Consider the following 15,467-nt stretch of genomic DNA (forward strand, 5'->3'; position numbering starts at 1 on the left):
AGCTGAAAAAAATTAATAAACTTCACTGGTTATAGAAACGGGTATATCTATAGCTACCGGAGAAGTTGGTAATTCCATTTTCATTCCACCATCTTTTCGTTTTTGTATCGGCAAAAGGTAGTATTGATAATGGCTACCCGGAGTAACCTGAGTGTCAGCAAACGAACCTGTGGAGCTCTCCCCAACCATAAAGGTCGAACTATCTTCATTTATTCGGTATATTTGGTAAGTATATCCCGGTTTTGGTTGCCAGCTTAAAACAACCCCTTTGCCTTCAACATACACTGCCGTTAAATTACTGTTTTGGGTTGCAGGATTTGGAGGGGTTTCGGGAGAAATAGACTTAGGTTCTTTCCCCTTGGGGAAAACTTCGTCAACTACCTGTCCAGAAGGAGTTAAAGGCCCAGCAATTAACCCGGTTTTTTCATCGATACTTACCCGCACCAAATTTCCCGGGATGGTAAAAGGCTTTTCCCCGTGCAGTTGTACAAAGTAAGACACTATTTTACGTAAAATCACCGCAGGATACGATCCTCCAGTAACACCCCGTAAATAATGAAAACGGTCGGTTTTATCGTAACCCATCCAAACTGCCACCGAAATATCCGGAGTATAACCTACAATCCACGCGTCTTTGGTACCCTTCTGTCCCGGAGTTTTAAAGGGTACTTCGGTAGTTCCAGTTTTTGCCGCTAAAACACCCCCAAAATTTGCCCTTCTGGCCGTTCCTTTTTTTACGGTGTCAACAAGCACATCAGTAATTAAATAAGCTGTTTCTTCAGAAATCACTCTTTTTTCTTCTAAAGCATTTTTTCTTGGAATCTCATTTCCATCTTTATCAATGATTTTAGTAATGATATGGGGCGTCCTATATATTCCGCCATTGGCAAAAACGGCATAGGCAGCAGCCATCTGCAGTGGTGATGCTCCCCGCTCTAATCCCCCTAAAGCCAGTGACAGGTTTTTATCTTTCGCAGTTAATTCAAAACCAAACCTTTGAGCGTATTCATACCCGGTGTCAACTCCAATCTCATTTAAAAGCTTTACTGCAGGTACATTTAAAGACTCTACCAGTGCTTTTCTTAAAGTTACTCTACCGTGATAAGCACCATCAAAATTTTTGGGTTTATAATCACCAAAAACTACAGGTTCATCAACTATAAAATCAGATGGTAAATACCCCTTTTCAAAAGCCGGAGCATAATCAACAATGGGTTTAAAAGCAGAACCGGGTTGGCGGTACATCATAAAGCTGCGATTAAACCCACCAAATCTTCCATAATTCCGGCCTCCTATTAAGAAAACGATCCCGCCCGTTTCAGGGTCAACTCCCGCAGCAGCCCCTTGAACTAAAATTTCGTCGGTATTTGGTGGAAAATTCTGGGCATTAGCAAAGACTTTTTCCGCATACCTTTGGATTTCCCGGTCAATGGTAGTATAAATTTTATAGCCACCGGTATTTAATTGTTCCCGGGAAAGTCCAAAATCCTCCTCACTTTCCTGTAAAATTTTATCGATAACCGCCGCATACTGATTGCCTTGATTTTGAGCCTTAGGATTAATTTTTATTTCTTCCCTTTTAGCCTTCTCCGCCTCCTCCTGGGTTATATAACCCTGCTCCACCATTTTATCCAGTACAAGATTTTTTCGACTTACCGCTGCATCATAATTTATGGTCGGTGCGTAATAATTTGGTCTCCGGGGTATTCCGGCAAGCATTGCTGCCTCTCCCAGGGTAAGCTTGGAAGCCGGTTTACCAAAATAATTCTGGGCTGCTTCCTCAATACCATAATTTCCATTCCCAAAGTAAATCACATTTAAGTACATTTCCAATATTTCTTTCTTGGTATAAACCCGCTCAAGCTGAATCGCCAAAAGAGCTTCTTTAATTTTCCGGGCAAAAGTTTTTTCCTGAGTTAAATAAACATTACGCACTAATTGCTGGGTAATGGTACTTGCCCCCTGCGCAAGGTCTTGCTTTAAAATATTAACTACAAATGCCCGCAAAATACCCACGATGTCAATACCAAAGTGCTGATAAAAACGAGCATCTTCAATTGCTACAAAAGCCTGAGGAACATATGGAGGTAGTTCATCAATTTTTACATAAGTTCGGCGCTCGCTTCCCGAAATTTGGGTTAAAAAACGACCATTTTTATCATAAATCGCTGAACTTTGCTGTAAATTATAAAGCTTATCAAAATCTTTAGCAGATAGCGTAAAACTCGCACATCCATTAATAAACAAGCTAAATAAAATTAATAATGTTAGCAAGGAAAATTTTTTGCCAAGTACCTTACTCATACCCGTTTCCACCTTTCTCCTGCAATGATTTCTTTTTTAAATATAATAATACATCTTACAACATTTTTCGAACCAGTTTTCTTACTTGTAATTATTTCCAAAAATAAATTCTTGACACCGTTTAAATGTATCTATATAATAAATCTTGCGAGTCACGTCGGAGTGGCGGAACTGGCAGACGCGCACGTTTGAGGGGCGTGTGGGAAACCGTGTGGGTTCAAGTCCCACCTCCGACACCATAAAGAAAATTAACCCGTAAACCTTTAAAGGTTTACGGGTTTTTGTTTTAACATGACGTTACTATCTGCCAGTTACATCTTCATATTTCCTCCACCCACCATTAATAATTCAGGATTTAACATACCAAAGATCATTGCTATATGAGCTACTGCTAAAAAAATTGCCACAAAAACCGCATGTAAAAACATCTTTTGTTCAGGAGTTTTATTTTTATAAATAGCACCCAGCTCCAAAAGTGCCATACCCATAAGTGGTACTACTCCGGAAAGATAAAACCCAACTGCAATAATATCACCAATACCACGCCAACCGCCTTTTGTAGTTAATGGAATTACTGCATTAAAGAAAAGATAGATAAAAACTCCCAAGAAATAAAACCCACCTATGATTCCCGCAACTTTGTTAAGTTTTCTTATTCCACTACCAGTATCTCGCTTAAATAAGATAAACAATTCCGTAATCGCCACAGTTTCAGCCAAAATAACGGGTATGGCCATAAAAATGATTAAATTCCACGGTTGATTGGTAGCTAAAAGCTCCATATAATGAGTCATTGTCACCTTTTCACCCTCCCTTCTACACTATGTAGTTCTAAGGTTAGATTAAAACAATTGTGTTACAAATTTGTTAAAAAAATGATGCAAAATTTATACATTTAATACCAAATAAAAAACCGACGGAAGAATCCGTCGATAAAGGTTAAAATAAACGTTTTACCGGTTCAATACATTGAGGTACATCCACCTGGGGCGAGTTAACCAGAGATGATACTTCAAAAATATCCATTTCCTTTTCCGGGTAAGGAGTAAGTAAGCTTTTAATTAAATTTACATCTTTAATCCCCAAATCTAACCAAATTGAAATTGCCTCATGGTTCAATATTACTGGCATCCGGTCATGTATTGACCTGATAAGTTTGTTAGCCTCCGTAGTAATAATCGTACAGGAATACACCATTCGCCCTCCGGGATCTTGCCAGATATCATACAACCCCGCAAAAGCAAAGGGCTTTCTGTTTTTCAACACTATCCTATAAGGTATTTTCTTTCCTCCGCTCTTTTCCCACTCGTAAAATCCATCGGCCAGCACCAGACAGCGCCTTCGGATAAGAAGATTTTTAAAACTGGGCTTTTGGTCCACGTTTTCCGCCCGCGCATTAATCATTTTCTGGCCAATAGCAGGGTCTTTGGCCCATGCCGGTATTAACCCCCAGCGAAATAACTTTAGACGCCGTCCCCCCTCCCAGATTACCACCGGTACATCCTGAGTGGGAGCGATATTATACCTGGGTTTTAAAGGAAAATCTATAGGTTCTAAATTAAAAAGTTTTTCTAATACCGAAAAATCTTCTGCCATGGAAAACCGTCCGCACATAATATCACCTTGACAAAATTACATAATGTAAGATAATTAAAAAAAATCTAAAAAGGAGTAACAGCATGAAATATCTCATCTTAATAATTTTGTGGCTTTTATTTTGCTTTCTTCATAGCTTTTTAATTCATCCTCCGGTGGAAAATTTTTTAAAAGATAAATTTTTCCCTAAAAGCTACCGGATTTTTTATAATTTAATTTCCTTATTTAGTTTTACCGGTGCATATTTATATTTAAAAATTAACTTTTCCGAACCCAAACTTATAATCATACCCCTTTGGCTAAGTACTATTTTTATAATAACCGGAATTTTGCTTATCCTTTGGAGTTTTTCCTGCTATAACCTCAAAGAATTTTTAGGTTTGGCTGCGCAAAATACCAAAAACCTTGTTAAAAAAGGGCCTCTAAAATATCTTCGCCACCCTTTATACTTAGCAGCTCTCCTTTTAATCTGGAGTGAAAGCTTTAATTTACCAAGACTTCTGGTAAATATAATTTTAAGCGGATATATCTTTATTGGTATTAAATTAGAAGAAAAAAAGTTAATTAATATTTTTGGCAAGGAATACGAAAGCTACAAAAAAGAGGTACCGGCTTTATTTCCGCTACCCCACCGTATTTTTCGTGAATAATTTTCCCTTTCTTTAAACTTTTTTGGGTCGACCCCGTTTTCTTGCTCCTTTTTCTTCAGGAGCTTTTTTAATTTTATTTTCCATTAACTCCAAAGTTTCTTTAATATCTTTTAAATTGTTAAGAATTTTTAAAAGCTGTTTCTCGGTTTTCTTTAATTGGTTTTTTAAAAGATTATACTGTTTTTTGGCAATCAAAACTTTTTGCTCCGGCCTTCCTGGGGAACGCTTGCTGGAAATTTTATTAAAATCTACATCCGGCTGCAGCAAAATAATGGTATTTGGATCCCGGCGATTTTTCCCTTTCTTTATTTTTATAACACCATTTTCCGCTAATTTCTGAATTGCTGACCAGATATTAGGTCTTTGATACTTATAATCCCGACCCTCAAGAGCAATTTTCTGATTTATTAACTCCGTAATCCTTTCCAAAGTCATTTTAATTGTTTGTTCCGGAGCTTCCTTTAAAAGTTCTATAATATAATGCTTTGCCGTTTTTCTACTTATATTGTTAGCATTATTTGCGGTATTTTTATTTTTTTGAGTTTCAGAAATATTAATATTCGCGCTCTCCTCGGTTATTTTTGTAGCCTTCTTTCGAGGCATTTTTTCACCCCTTTCGTTTTATTATAATTATATTATCACTATTTTATTAAAATTTTAAGTAGCAGAAATAATTTTTTAAGAAAATTTTTTATTTTTTTGTTTAACTTTGTAGTTGACTTTTTTTACTTTACAGGTTATTTTTAAATAAAAGGTTAACTTCGGAGGTGATTAAGTTGACAATTAAAACAGTTATTTATGCTGCTTTATTAGCAGCCGTTACCGCAGTTTTAGCCCAGATTGCCATACCTTTACCCGGAGGAGTCCCCTTTACCCTCCAGGTCTTTGCTGTTTTTCTTGGAATCTTTTTGCTGGGAAAAAAATCTTTTTGGGGAATGCTCACCTATCTCCTTTTAGGGGCAATAGGTCTGCCGGTCTTTGCCCAAGCTCGCGGTGGTATAGGCGTTATCTTAGGCCCAACCGGTGGCTACTTGCTGGGATTCGCTTTAAGCGGATTAATCGGGGGGTTTATTGTTGAGCGCAGCAACTTTAATATCGGGGGTAAAATCCTGGCAGTTCTTGTTTCTCTTATTCTCATCTATTCCCTGGGAACAATCCAGCTGGCTTATATCTTAAAATTACCATTAAGTAAAGCCATCGCCGTTGGTGTTAAGCCTTTTGTCCCTTGGGACATAATAAAAGGTGTCATGGCCATCTTACTGGCAACACATCTTCAGAAAGCTCTAACCAACGCAGGGGTTAAATTAAATGGTTAAGCTAAGGCCCCATCATCTGCTATGTTTTTTAGGTTTCCGGGGCTTGGGCTATAACGACCACTTTACCCAAAACTTTTCCAAAATTCGTATCAAAATTCTTAAAAGCCCCAAGCTTCTTCTTGAGCTTGAAACCCAACCCGACGACATCTGTAAAAACTGTCCGGAACTCATCAACGGTTTATGTCGCAGCACTAATAAGGTAAGTAAAAAAGACGAATTTCTCATAACTTTTTTTAATACCAAGGCAATTGCCGTTGAAGATGCCTACAAAAAAATAAAGGCCCTGGAAGAGCGTAAATTTATCGCTCTCTGCCAGGACTGTGAGTGGTATCCCTTAGGTTTTTGCCTTGAAGGTTTCCGCAAGTTAAAAAGTACTTCTTTATTTCCATAAGCCCCGGGAGTTTTCCCGGGCTTCTTTTTGGAACTTTACAAACAGCTTGGAGTATTTTACATTGGGAGGAACAGTCATCACCTGAGCATACCCCTCTAGCAAAAGATGGGCATTAAACATTTTAGCCCGAACCTCCTCTTCAGTAACCTTAACTGGCTTTTTTAACCAGACATAAGCTAAATCTCGTCCGTATTTATCTTGCTTTTGCACATCATACTCTAAAAAAATAATCCGGCCCTTGTAGAGAACTTTTTTGGTATAATTGAAAGCTTCTTTCCCGTAAGGCTGTTCCTTAATCCCAAGTTCCGGATGGGAAAGTTCCGGTGTATTTACCCCAATCATTCTTACCCTTATTTCTTTACCGGAAGATAATTTAACTTTTACCGTATCGCCGTCACTAACTTTTACTACTTTAGCCGGAATAAAATTTGTTGCAGCATCGACATCCCCGGCACACCCCTGAAGAAAAAGTGCAAAAAGTATAAAAATAAACCAAATTACCTTAACTCGTACCCTTTTCATCTCCTTCACCTTCTTCTACAATTTTAGTGCAAAAATTTCCGCAAATTACCTTTTGACCATCCTCGCTAAAATAACGGGATAAAGCCCAGAAAGCTTTTCTTGTAAACTTCACCGGAAGATTATTAACAGTGGTATAAGGAATCCGGTTTTTAAAATAAACCGGCCCTTCCATGGGAAACATTAATCCACCTTTTAATTTTAAATACAGCCAGCTATCTTTTTCCACGACCCCTTCAGCAAAATACGGAGCATCCTCAACACAGATCTTTTGTTCTTCACCGTTATAAACCAGATAATAATGCCCACTTTTACAGGTCAAACTTTTATAAAATAACTCAATGACCTTCTCATTTATTATTTGTTGTCCTGCGTAATACCAGTTACCCTCTTTATCCAGCAAAATCTTAATATTTACCACCCCGTCTTAATACAAAAAGCGGTATACTTTATAATTCCATAAAACCTTTTTGACAAAGGCTTTTGTTTCATTAAAGGGATAAAGGTTAGGATTTTCTGCTTTGTTTTTTTTCAGCCAAGTATCCATATTGGCAACACCCGCATTGTAGGCACCTAAAGCTAACTCCAAGTTACCATAACGGTCAATTAAATACTTTAAATAAAAAGTTCCCAAAACCAAATTTTTTTCGGGGTCTAAGAGTTCTTCCGGTTTTGCCAGAGGTTCATTAATCTCCTTAGCCAGCCAGAAAGCAGTCTCCGGCATTATCTGCATTAAACCCATGGCTCCTTTTTTGGAAATAGCCCTGGGATTAAAATTACTTTCCGCTTTTACCACTGCCGCCACTAATAGCGGATCAACCCCGGCAAAAGATGCGGCATCGTAAAGTTTATCGCTGTATTTTATGGGATACAATATTTTACCCCAAAAGGGAAAAAGCAAAATGACAACCAGCAAAACTGTCAGCGTTAAGGAAAAACCATTTATTTTTTTGACCAATCTTTCCACTTCCATTTCTGCAAAATAGTTAAAATCTGCTCCCGGGTGGATTCGATACTTCCGCTGTTATCAATCACCACATCCGCCAGTTTCACTTTTTCCTCTAAAGGCATCTGGGCCCGAATTCTGGCAAGAGCTTCGTCCCGGGAAAAACCATTCCGGGCCATAAGTCGCTTTAACTGTTCTTCTTCGGGAACGTAAACCACCCAAATTTCATCTACCAGTGAAGTCATTTTTGCCTCAAAAAGTAACGGGATATCTAAGACAATCCAGTCAATCCCCGACGAAGTTAACTCCTTTATTTTTTTTCTTATTTCCTTTAAAACTTCCGGATGAGTAATGCTGTTTAAAACCAAAAGCTTTTCCCGATTGCCAAATACAATCTTTCCCAGTTTAGCCCGGTCAATTTGTCCATCTTCCGTTAAGATATTTTTACCAAAAGTATCAATTACCTTTTGATATGCCGGATGTCCAGGGGTCAATATATCCCGGGCAATCCGGTCAGCATCGATAATCGCAAAACCCAGTTCCTGCAGGATCCGGGAAACAGTGCTTTTACCGGATGCTATACCTCCGGTAAGTCCAATGATCGGCAATACCAACACCCCTAACTTAAATTATACGTGAAACTCCCAAAAAAATTAAAACCAGTGAAGCTAAGTAGCGGGAATAATTTTTAATAAAACTCACCTTTCCATTTAACTTACCGATAACCAATCCTGAATAAAAAAGGCAAAACTTAATTAACCCCACATTTAGCATCGTTAAAATAACCGGGTAACCGGATAAACTTAAACCAATTCCAGCCCCAAAGGCATCCAGAGCAAGGGCCACACCTAACAAAACTGCCTCTTTATAAGACAGTACCCCCGATTCATCCCGATCGGCTAATTGCGGAGAGCGCAAAATTTGAAAGATTAAACCAAAAATTTTAACACTAAAAACCACTTCCGGGTCTATAGAAGCCTTTTTCTCTTCTTTACCCCCGGAAAAATATACATACAAACCGATGGCAATAAGTAAAAAAGCCCCCAAATAGCGGGTAAAACTATCCGGAACAAAAAAGTTTATAAATTTTCCTAAAAGCATGGCAAGCCCAATGATCAAAGCAGAAGTGCTGCTTACCACCAGTACCGACAGGGTCGGTACGATCAATCCTCTTAGCCCATAAGCTAACCCTGCACCAAACCCATCTACACTAAGAGCTAAAGCAAACAACGCTAAATAAAATTCCATCGCCGGCACCTCCCCGTCTTTTTTAAATTATTTAAAGACGGTAAAGAAGGTGCCTGTCTCCCCTTTATTTCTGGCAGTGCGGACAGTAGTGGGTACTGCGACCGGCGTGACGTTCGCGGATTAGGACATTATTACATCTAACACAGAGTGAACCATTTTTCCCGTAAACTTTTAGCAGGCGTTGAAAGCTCCCCTGCTGATTTTCCGCATCAACATAATCTCTAATAGACGTCCCCCGGTACTCAATCCCCAGGGCTAAGATTTTCCGTATAGCTTTAAATAACTCTTCTGCCTCATCTTCCGATAAGCTGGCGGCTATCCTTTTGGGAGAAAGCCCTGCCTCAAATAAGATTTCATCAGCGTAAATATTACCAATACCCGCAATTATTTTTTGGTCTAATAAAACGGCCTTAAGATTTTTCTGTGACGCCTTTAGTTTTGTTTTTAAATACTCAGGGGTAAACTCGTCTTCTAAAGGTTCAGGACCTATTTCCGGCATCTCAAAAGAAAAGCCACCAAACTGGCGTATATCATTAAAATGTAACTCTAAATCGCCAAGATCAAAAATAGCATGGGTATGTTTATCTTTCGGCGACCCTTTGGGTAGTATTAAAAGTTTCCCGGTCATCCTCAAATGAACCGTTACCGTTTCCTTTCCGGAAAGATCTATCAGTAAATACTTCCCCCGGCGTTTTAAAGCTACTATTTCTTTCCCCACAACGCGCCGGGTAAATTCTTCTACCGAAACATTTTTAATAATTTTTGGAAGATATACTTCTACCCGGTAAATTGTTTTTCCCAAAATTTTTGGGGCAAGGGTTCTTTTAATGGTTTCTACTTCTGGAAGTTCAGGCATAATACCCTCTCCTTACTTCGCTTCATACCAGTTTTTGCCTGCACCAACTTCAGCGATTAAAGGCACTTTCAGTTCAACCACCGACTCCATAACCCCTTTTACCAGCGCTTTTACCTCTTCCAGCTCTTCCGCCGGCACTTCTAAAACTAACTCATCGTGCACCGAAAGAAGGAGCCGGGACTTAAGCTTACGGGCTTTAAGTTCTTTTTCTACATTAATCATTGCAAGCTTAATAATATCGGCAGCCGAGCCCTGAAGGGGAGTATTCATGGCCGTCCTTTCGCCAAAACCCTGAACCGTGCGGTTTTTTGAAGATAGCTCAGGAATATAGCGTCTTCGCCCAAATAAAGTGGTCACATATCCCTTTTCTCTTGCCGTACGGACAAGTTCATCGAGATACTCCCGCACTTTGGGATAGTTGGCAAAATAATTTTTAATGTACTTACCGGCAACCTCCCGGGGAATCTTTAAGTCTCTGCCTAAACCAAAATCACTAATGCCATAAACAATGCCGAAGTTCACCGACTTGGCATGAGCGCGCATCTCGGGAGTAACTTCTTCCAAAGATACACCGAACACCTCGGAGGCCGTTTTCCGGTGAATATCCTCCCCTTTTTGGTAAGCTTCAATAAGCTTGGGCTCTTCGGAAAAATGGGCAAGAAGCCTTAATTCAATCTGGGAATAATCCGCCGAAACAATATAATCATACCCCGGTGAAGGTATAAACATCTTGCGTAATTTCCGACCGAGTTCCAACCGGATGGGAATATTTTGGAGATTGGGCTCCGAAGACGCCAGGCGTCCGGTTAAAGTACCGGTCTGGTTAAAAGTAGTGTGAAGTTTACCGGTACGCTCATTTATTAAAGGCATTAAGCCGTCAGTATAAGTGGATTTTAACTTCATAAGCTGCCGGTAATTCAATATTTTGCCGATAATTTCGTGGAAAGGCAAGAGCTCTTCCAAAACCTCCGCATCGGTAGAGTAGCCCGTTTTGGTCTTTTTAATTACCGGCAGCCCAAGTTTTTCAAAAAGAATAACTCCCAGCTGCCTGGGCGAGTTTAAGTTAAACTCTTCCCCCGCCAGCACATAAATTTCCCGGATTAACTCTTCAATTTGCTCTCCCAGCTCTAACGACATCTCTTTTAAAGCTTCCCGGTCAACCTGAATGCCGGTATGCTCCATTTGAGCAAGAACTGGAGTTAAAGGAAGTTCTATTTCATAAAATAACCTTTCTTGCTCCTGCTCAAAGATTTTTTTCATCATTTCTTTTTTTAAATAAAACAACCCTCTAATGTTTAAAGATACATCTTCATACACCGGTAAGTCATACTTTAGATAAAGCCCCTTGAGGCCGGGATTTTGGTCGGCCGGGTTTAAAACATAAGCTGCAATCCGCGCATCAAAACAAACTTCGGGAAAAGTCAGACCTTTTTCTAAACAGACATGATAAATTCCTTTGGCATCGTCGGTAATAATTTTTTTATTCCTAAATATTTCCTCTATTTCATTCAGCCGGTCTAAAGAGTAAAACTTTGTTTTTTCCCCGTCATCAACATAAAATCCATCACTAAAAACTACTGCAATCTGTCCTTCCGTTTCTACAGTTTCAACTTGCACCAAATCTTTACCTTCCTGGTATTCTTTCTTTATTTTTGGTTCTATTTCTTTTAAAAAGCTTTTAAACTCAAGGCGAAGAAATAATTTAGCAACTTCTTCATAATTAGGTTCTTTAACTTTTAAATCTTCCAGGGAGATTTCTAACGGTATTTCCCGCAGGATTGTAGCTAATTGTTTCGATATTTTTGCTAAATTTTCGTGTTCGGCAAGCTTTTCTCTTAATTTAGGTTTTAACTCATCTTTATGGGCCAAAACTTCTTCCACTGAGCCATAAGTTTTAATTAAATCTAAAGCAGTTTTCTCCCCAATCCCGGGAACCCCGGGTATGTTGTCCGAGGGATCTCCCATTAATCCTTTAACATCCACAAGCTGTTTAGGCTTTAAGCCGTAGTTTTCTAAAATCGCAGCTAAATCCATTTTAACCAGTTCGGTAATGCCTTTTTTGGTAAGGTATACCACCGTTTTTTCATCTACCAATTGCAGCATGTCCCGGTCAGCGGTATAAATCACCACTTCATGTCCTTGTCCCGCAAAAGCCCTTGATAGGTGGCCGATAATATCATCGGCCTCATAACCGTCAAGTTCAATATAGGGAACATTTAAAACCTTTAATACTTCCCGCACCAGGGCAAACTGGGGTACAAGCTCATCCGGGGCTTCTTTGCGGTGCCCTTTGTATGCAGTAAACTGCTCGGTACGAAAAGTTTTCCGGCTAATATCAAAAGCTACCGCTAAATATTCGGGTTTTTCATCTTTTATTACCCGAAAAAGCATCGTTAAAAACCCGTAAACCGCCCCGGTAGGCTCTCCTTTAGTAGTTTTTAAGGGCGGAAGGGCAAAAAACGCTCTATGTAATAAACTATTTCCATCCACCAGGACTACTTTTCCCATAATTACCTCCAAAATAATAATTTTAAGTTTATTGTACCAAATAAAGCTGACTGGTAAAAGAAAAAAGCTGCCCAAAAAGGACAGCTTAAGTACCGGACTTTTTCTTTTTAAAGCGGTAGACGAAAAATATTATTAAAAGTAAGAGGATCAAATACAGCAGTAAATAAATCCAACAAGAAGAAAAGTTGAAAAAAGTTTCATCCTCGACCGCTAATTTTTAAAATCTTAGCCCGGGTCACGGTTTTATTTCCGTATTTATGGTTTAGCCTATCGATTATCGGATAAAGATTTTCCCGCCGCAGGTCTTCGCCAAACAGTGATATTTGCCGCCCTCCTCCTACCGGTACTAAGGGAGTAGCCGTAACCCCAACTAATCTTACCGGTAGTTCCCCGTGGTAATTTTCTAAAAACAGCCTTTTGGCTTCCCGGTATAACACATCATCCATCCAGGTCGGCTCAAAAAACCTGCTGTGCCGGGTATAGGTTATAAAGCTTGAAAGGCGAATCTTAACGCTGATTCCGCCGGCATAAAATCCCTCCCGGCGAAGCCCCCTGCCCACTGCCATAGTAAGCCCCAAGAGCTTTCCTAAAAGGTAATCCACATCACTGCTGTCCTTTTGCAAAGTAATTTCTTTGCCTAAAGATTTCGGTACTCTTTCCGGAATTACCTCCCGAAAATCAATTCCCCGGGACAAATAATATAAGTTCTGCCCCAGAACCCCAAACTTTTTCCTAAGAAAAAACTCCGGCAGTTCCCAGAAATCCTGGACGGTTTTAATCCCCATGTCATTAAGTCTTTCTTTCATTTTTTCCCCTACTCCCCAGAGCATCTCTACCGGCAGCGGAGCCAAAAAATCCAGTACGTTGTCTTCTCTAACTTCACAAAAACCGTCAGGTTTATTTACTTCTGAGGCCAACTTGGCTAAAAACTTATTGGGAGCAACCCCTACCGATGCCGTCAGTTCCGTCTCCTCAAATATCCGTTTTTTTATCTTTTTTCCAATTTCGGCCCCTGGTCCAAAAAGTTTCTGGCTACCGGTAACATCAAGATAAGCCTCATCCAACGACACCGGTTCTACTAAAGGAGTGTATTCCCGAAAAATCCTGAAGATTTTCTCCGATACTTCCTGGTATTTTTTATGGTTTCCGGGAATAAATATACCGTGGGGGCAAAGTCTTGCCGCTTCCCATAAAGACATCGCCGACCTTACTCCAAACTTCCGCGCTTCATACGATGCCGCTGCCACCACTCCCCGCTCTCCCGGAACTCCACCCACAATCACCGGTTTTCCTTTAAGCTCCGGATTATCCCGCTGCTCCACCGCTGCAAAAAAAGCATCCATGTCCACATGAATAATTACCCTCTTTTTCATCTTTCCCACCCTCGATTTTAGTACATATGTTCGATTACATTATAAAAAAATTTTTCGGGCAAAACAACCTGCCCGAAATAATTTTCCTGTTGCAAAATAAAAAGAAGTTTACTATAATAAGTTTTGCAGAGTTTATGGACAGTGCCGAGATGGTGGAACTGGCAGACGCGCCGGACTCAAAATCCGGTGGGGTAACACCCGTGCGGGTTCGACTCCCGCTCTCGGCACCAGGTTTCAAGCTACTTAGAGCCGTTTGTGCAAAAACGGCTCTTTTTGTTTTTATTGCTTTTGCAAATCTTTTGCAAATCCAACAAAAAAGTAAAATCCCCCGGCCTCAACCGGGGGTTTTCAATTCAGAGGCTTTTAAATGCATCAAGGGGGAAGTTGCGTCCGGGACAGGCGGTTTTTGTGGCAGTAGGACGCAAGCTTGCAACTTCCTTATGCCCGATTACTTTTGGCTTGTTAAATATTTTGTATTTTAGCCAGCTGACTAATAACTTACCAGAATTAATCTGTTCCGAAGTAGGTTTTTCTTCTTCAAAGTTACCTGAAAAACATATGCCAATGGATTCATCATTCAAACCTAAAGCATGTGCACCTATTACATTTAATGGCCTGCCGGCGTAAATAATACCCGCCTTGTTAATATAAAAATGATAACCAAAGCCAGCAAAACCTCGTGCTTTATGTTCAGAGTTAATCTCCTGCCAACTTAAATCCCTCGTTGCAGCTGTATGATGTAAGACTATATAATCCACATTACTTTTCTTTAAAGGTAAACCTGTAATTTTTACCGGAGCGGGTTTTATAACTGGTATTGATGTAATTGCAGCAGTTTTTAGGCTAAAATCCTTTCGTAATAGATTATAGGTTACCGGTCCTACTATACCATCAATTGCAATCTGCTTTGTTCGTTGAAAAGATTTTACAGCTGCCTCAGTATTTGCCCCAAATACACCATCCACTTTATCTTTTAGGAAGCCTAACTGCTTCAACATTTTCTGCACTTCTATAACCTGGCTCCCTTTGTCCCCAAGCTTAATGAGCATTCCTCTCACTCCTTTTTGCTAACCATTGAGCCAGTTGAGCAACCGCATCAACAAAACCCTCAACGGCTATATACCCGAGAGCTACTCCTGCTAAAGTATAAAGTGCTTCATCCGGAAAGTCTGGATAATAAGCCTTTATAAAAGCCGTTACCGCTGCTAAAAGAGCCATTAAAAACTTCCGGCTCTTAATTTTATCCAGCATTGTTCTCATTATTTTCTCCTCCTTTGGCTTCCTGGGATTTAGTAAGCCACATTGCAGCCGATTCCTGAACAAAATAGCCACCCAAAATTATTCCGAGGAGCGGTACCAGGGTTTGAATCACCTGCAAGGCTTGCTGATTCTTAGTCGCTTCCCAGGAGAAATATAAAAACGTGCCGGAAAACATCACTGCCAGCACGTCTTTAAAGCTTAATTCGTTTGGTCTGCTCCAAAAGGAAAGCTTCATTGTTCCCGCCTCGCTCTTTCCAAAAGTTCATCGATTTTAGCTTCCTGGCGTGTGAGACTTAACTGGATTGCTTGTACTACCGCTGTTACCTGTTCGAGTGCTTTAGTATTGTTCTGTACCACTTCAACCAAATTTACTTCATCTTTGCGGTCCATCCAGCGGCTAATAATGTAGATTAACCCCGCTACCGTAAAAAAAGCAATTCCATACTGTGCAACATCTGCCGGCATATTCATTCCTCCTCTCTTAAATAAAAAAACAGTGC

General features: G+C 39.9%; 19 protein-coding genes and 2 tRNA genes. 5 read left to right on the top strand and 16 right to left on the bottom strand.

Annotation, left to right across the window (positions count from 1 at the left end; translation table 11 throughout):
* Positions 1–12: 12 nt before the first annotated feature.
* Positions 13–2,304 carry a transglycosylase domain-containing protein gene (locus CHY_RS07635; protein ID WP_011344532.1) on the bottom strand — a complete coding sequence of 764 codons (2,292 nt, stop codon included), beginning with the start codon at positions 2,302–2,304 and terminating at the stop codon, positions 13–15.
* 156 nt (positions 2,305–2,460) lie between these two features.
* Here CHY_RS07635 and CHY_RS07640 point away from each other — a divergent pair.
* Positions 2,461–2,543: transfer RNA gene (locus CHY_RS07640), tRNA-Leu, on the top strand.
* Positions 2,544–2,615: 72 nt separating this feature from the next.
* Here CHY_RS07640 and CHY_RS07645 read toward each other — a convergent pair.
* The gene (locus tag CHY_RS07645) at positions 2,616–3,098 is read right to left on the bottom strand and encodes a DUF6803 family protein (RefSeq protein ID WP_011344534.1); all 483 of its coding nucleotides are present in this window, start codon (positions 3,096–3,098) and stop codon (positions 2,616–2,618) included.
* A 145-nt stretch (positions 3,099–3,243) separates the two neighbouring features.
* The gene (locus CHY_RS07650; RefSeq protein ID WP_011344535.1) at positions 3,244–3,918 is read right to left on the bottom strand and encodes an SOS response-associated peptidase; all 675 of its coding nucleotides are present in this window, start codon (positions 3,916–3,918) and stop codon (positions 3,244–3,246) included.
* Positions 3,919–3,983: 65 nt separating this feature from the next.
* Here CHY_RS07650 and CHY_RS12755 point away from each other — a divergent pair, with 65 nt between their 5' ends.
* Positions 3,984–4,550, top strand: coding sequence for a methyltransferase family protein (locus CHY_RS12755; RefSeq protein WP_011344536.1), 567 nt, complete (start codon positions 3,984–3,986; stop codon positions 4,548–4,550).
* Positions 4,551–4,562: 12 nt separating this feature from the next.
* Here CHY_RS12755 and CHY_RS07660 read toward each other — a convergent pair whose 3' ends face one another.
* A complete protein-coding gene (locus tag CHY_RS07660; RefSeq protein WP_011344537.1) occupies positions 4,563–5,153 on the bottom strand; it encodes a hypothetical protein in 591 nt (196 codons plus the stop codon).
* Between the two features lie 173 nt (positions 5,154–5,326).
* Here CHY_RS07660 and CHY_RS07665 point away from each other — a divergent pair, with 173 nt between their 5' ends.
* Both CHY_RS07665 and CHY_RS07670 read left to right on the top strand, forming a co-directional pair.
* Positions 5,327–5,866: a biotin transporter BioY gene (locus CHY_RS07665; RefSeq protein ID WP_226986695.1), complete on the top strand. Its 540-nt coding sequence runs from the start codon at positions 5,327–5,329 to the stop codon at positions 5,864–5,866.
* Positions 5,859–6,257 carry a DUF1284 domain-containing protein gene (locus CHY_RS07670; RefSeq protein ID WP_011344539.1) on the top strand — a complete coding sequence of 133 codons (399 nt, stop codon included), beginning with the start codon at positions 5,859–5,861 and terminating at the stop codon, positions 6,255–6,257. The genes CHY_RS07665 and CHY_RS07670 overlap by 8 nt, the downstream gene beginning before the upstream one ends.
* Here CHY_RS07670 and CHY_RS07675 read toward each other — a convergent pair.
* The 8 genes from CHY_RS07675 to dinB form a co-directional block, all read right to left on the bottom strand.
* Positions 6,246–6,779, bottom strand: coding sequence for a thermonuclease family protein (locus CHY_RS07675; protein ID WP_011344540.1), 534 nt, complete (start codon positions 6,777–6,779; stop codon positions 6,246–6,248). The two genes, CHY_RS07670 and CHY_RS07675, sit on opposite strands and share 12 nt — an antisense overlap.
* The gene (locus CHY_RS07680; RefSeq protein ID WP_041537709.1) at positions 6,760–7,179 is read right to left on the bottom strand and encodes a DUF1285 domain-containing protein; all 420 of its coding nucleotides are present in this window, start codon (positions 7,177–7,179) and stop codon (positions 6,760–6,762) included. The genes CHY_RS07675 and CHY_RS07680 overlap by 20 nt, the downstream gene beginning before the upstream one ends.
* 24 nt (positions 7,180–7,203) lie before the next feature.
* Entirely contained in the window at positions 7,204–7,734 is a 531-nt protein-coding gene (locus CHY_RS07685) for a lytic transglycosylase domain-containing protein (RefSeq protein ID WP_041537710.1), read from the bottom strand.
* Positions 7,719–8,339: a dephospho-CoA kinase gene (coaE, locus tag CHY_RS07690; RefSeq protein WP_011344543.1), complete on the bottom strand. Its 621-nt coding sequence runs from the start codon at positions 8,337–8,339 to the stop codon at positions 7,719–7,721. Before coaE ends, CHY_RS07685 begins: the two co-directional genes overlap by 16 nt.
* Before the next feature lie 7 nt (positions 8,340–8,346).
* Positions 8,347–8,970, bottom strand: coding sequence for a sporulation membrane protein YtaF (gene ytaF / locus CHY_RS07695; RefSeq protein ID WP_011344544.1), 624 nt, complete (start codon positions 8,968–8,970; stop codon positions 8,347–8,349).
* A 64-nt stretch (positions 8,971–9,034) separates the two neighbouring features.
* Positions 9,035–9,826, bottom strand: coding sequence for a bifunctional DNA-formamidopyrimidine glycosylase/DNA-(apurinic or apyrimidinic site) lyase (gene mutM, locus CHY_RS07700; protein ID WP_011344545.1), 792 nt, complete (start codon positions 9,824–9,826; stop codon positions 9,035–9,037).
* A 12-nt stretch (positions 9,827–9,838) separates the two neighbouring features.
* Positions 9,839–12,334 carry a DNA polymerase I gene (gene polA, locus CHY_RS07705; RefSeq protein WP_011344546.1) on the bottom strand — a complete coding sequence of 832 codons (2,496 nt, stop codon included), beginning with the start codon at positions 12,332–12,334 and terminating at the stop codon, positions 9,839–9,841.
* Positions 12,335–12,531: 197 nt separating this feature from the next.
* Entirely contained in the window at positions 12,532–13,707 is a 1,176-nt protein-coding gene (gene dinB / locus CHY_RS07710) for a DNA polymerase IV (protein ID WP_011344547.1), read from the bottom strand.
* A 143-nt stretch (positions 13,708–13,850) separates the two neighbouring features.
* Here dinB and CHY_RS07715 point away from each other — a divergent pair.
* A tRNA-Leu gene (locus tag CHY_RS07715) sits at positions 13,851–13,937 on the top strand.
* Positions 13,938–14,060: 123 nt separating this feature from the next.
* Here CHY_RS07715 and CHY_RS07720 read toward each other — a convergent pair.
* The 4 genes from CHY_RS07720 to CHY_RS07730 are packed head-to-tail and all read right to left on the bottom strand — an operon-like array spanning position 14,061 to position 15,432.
* Positions 14,061–14,756: a peptidoglycan recognition protein family protein gene (locus CHY_RS07720; protein WP_011344548.1), complete on the bottom strand. Its 696-nt coding sequence runs from the start codon at positions 14,754–14,756 to the stop codon at positions 14,061–14,063.
* Positions 14,746–14,967 carry a hypothetical protein gene (locus tag CHY_RS07725; RefSeq protein WP_162485074.1) on the bottom strand — a complete coding sequence of 74 codons (222 nt, stop codon included), beginning with the start codon at positions 14,965–14,967 and terminating at the stop codon, positions 14,746–14,748. The genes CHY_RS07720 and CHY_RS07725 overlap by 11 nt, the downstream gene beginning before the upstream one ends.
* Positions 14,948–15,202: a hypothetical protein gene (locus CHY_RS13170; protein ID WP_011344550.1), complete on the bottom strand. Its 255-nt coding sequence runs from the start codon at positions 15,200–15,202 to the stop codon at positions 14,948–14,950. The genes CHY_RS07725 and CHY_RS13170 overlap by 20 nt, the downstream gene beginning before the upstream one ends.
* The gene (locus CHY_RS07730) at positions 15,199–15,432 is read right to left on the bottom strand and encodes a hypothetical protein (RefSeq protein WP_041537712.1); all 234 of its coding nucleotides are present in this window, start codon (positions 15,430–15,432) and stop codon (positions 15,199–15,201) included. Before CHY_RS07730 ends, CHY_RS13170 begins: the two co-directional genes overlap by 4 nt.
* Between the last annotated feature and the right edge of the window lie 35 nt (positions 15,433–15,467).

Source organism: Carboxydothermus hydrogenoformans Z-2901, assembly GCF_000012865.1.
Classification (GTDB): domain Bacteria; phylum Bacillota; class Z-2901; order Carboxydothermales; family Carboxydothermaceae; genus Carboxydothermus; species Carboxydothermus hydrogenoformans.

Bases quoted from the DNA above. Each gene is read 5' to 3' on its own strand.
- CHY_RS07635 (WP_011344532.1), bottom strand. From the start codon at position 2,304: ATGAGTAAGGTACTTGGCAAAAAATTTTCCTTGCTAACATTATTAATT.
- CHY_RS07645 (WP_011344534.1), bottom strand. From the start codon at position 3,098: ATGACTCATTATATGGAGCTTTTAGCTACCAATCAACCGTGGAATTTA.
- CHY_RS07650 (WP_011344535.1), bottom strand. From the start codon at position 3,918: ATGTGCGGACGGTTTTCCATGGCAGAAGATTTTTCGGTATTAGAAAAA.
- CHY_RS12755 (WP_011344536.1), top strand. From the start codon at position 3,984: ATGAAATATCTCATCTTAATAATTTTGTGGCTTTTATTTTGCTTTCTT.
- CHY_RS07660 (WP_011344537.1), bottom strand. From the start codon at position 5,153: ATGCCTCGAAAGAAGGCTACAAAAATAACCGAGGAGAGCGCGAATATT.
- CHY_RS07670 (WP_011344539.1), top strand. From the start codon at position 5,859: ATGGTTAAGCTAAGGCCCCATCATCTGCTATGTTTTTTAGGTTTCCGG.
- CHY_RS07675 (WP_011344540.1), bottom strand. From the start codon at position 6,779: ATGAAAAGGGTACGAGTTAAGGTAATTTGGTTTATTTTTATACTTTTT.
- ytaF (WP_011344544.1), bottom strand. From the start codon at position 8,970: ATGGAATTTTATTTAGCGTTGTTTGCTTTAGCTCTTAGTGTAGATGGG.
- mutM (WP_011344545.1), bottom strand. From the start codon at position 9,826: ATGCCTGAACTTCCAGAAGTAGAAACCATTAAAAGAACCCTTGCCCCA.
- polA (WP_011344546.1), bottom strand. From the start codon at position 12,334: ATGGGAAAAGTAGTCCTGGTGGATGGAAATAGTTTATTACATAGAGCG.
- dinB (WP_011344547.1), bottom strand. From the start codon at position 13,707: ATGAAAAAGAGGGTAATTATTCATGTGGACATGGATGCTTTTTTTGCA.
- CHY_RS07720 (WP_011344548.1), bottom strand. From the start codon at position 14,756: ATGCTCATTAAGCTTGGGGACAAAGGGAGCCAGGTTATAGAAGTGCAG.
- CHY_RS07725 (WP_162485074.1), bottom strand. From the start codon at position 14,967: ATGAGAACAATGCTGGATAAAATTAAGAGCCGGAAGTTTTTAATGGCT.
- CHY_RS13170 (WP_011344550.1), bottom strand. From the start codon at position 15,202: ATGAAGCTTTCCTTTTGGAGCAGACCAAACGAATTAAGCTTTAAAGAC.
- CHY_RS07730 (WP_041537712.1), bottom strand. From the start codon at position 15,432: ATGCCGGCAGATGTTGCACAGTATGGAATTGCTTTTTTTACGGTAGCG.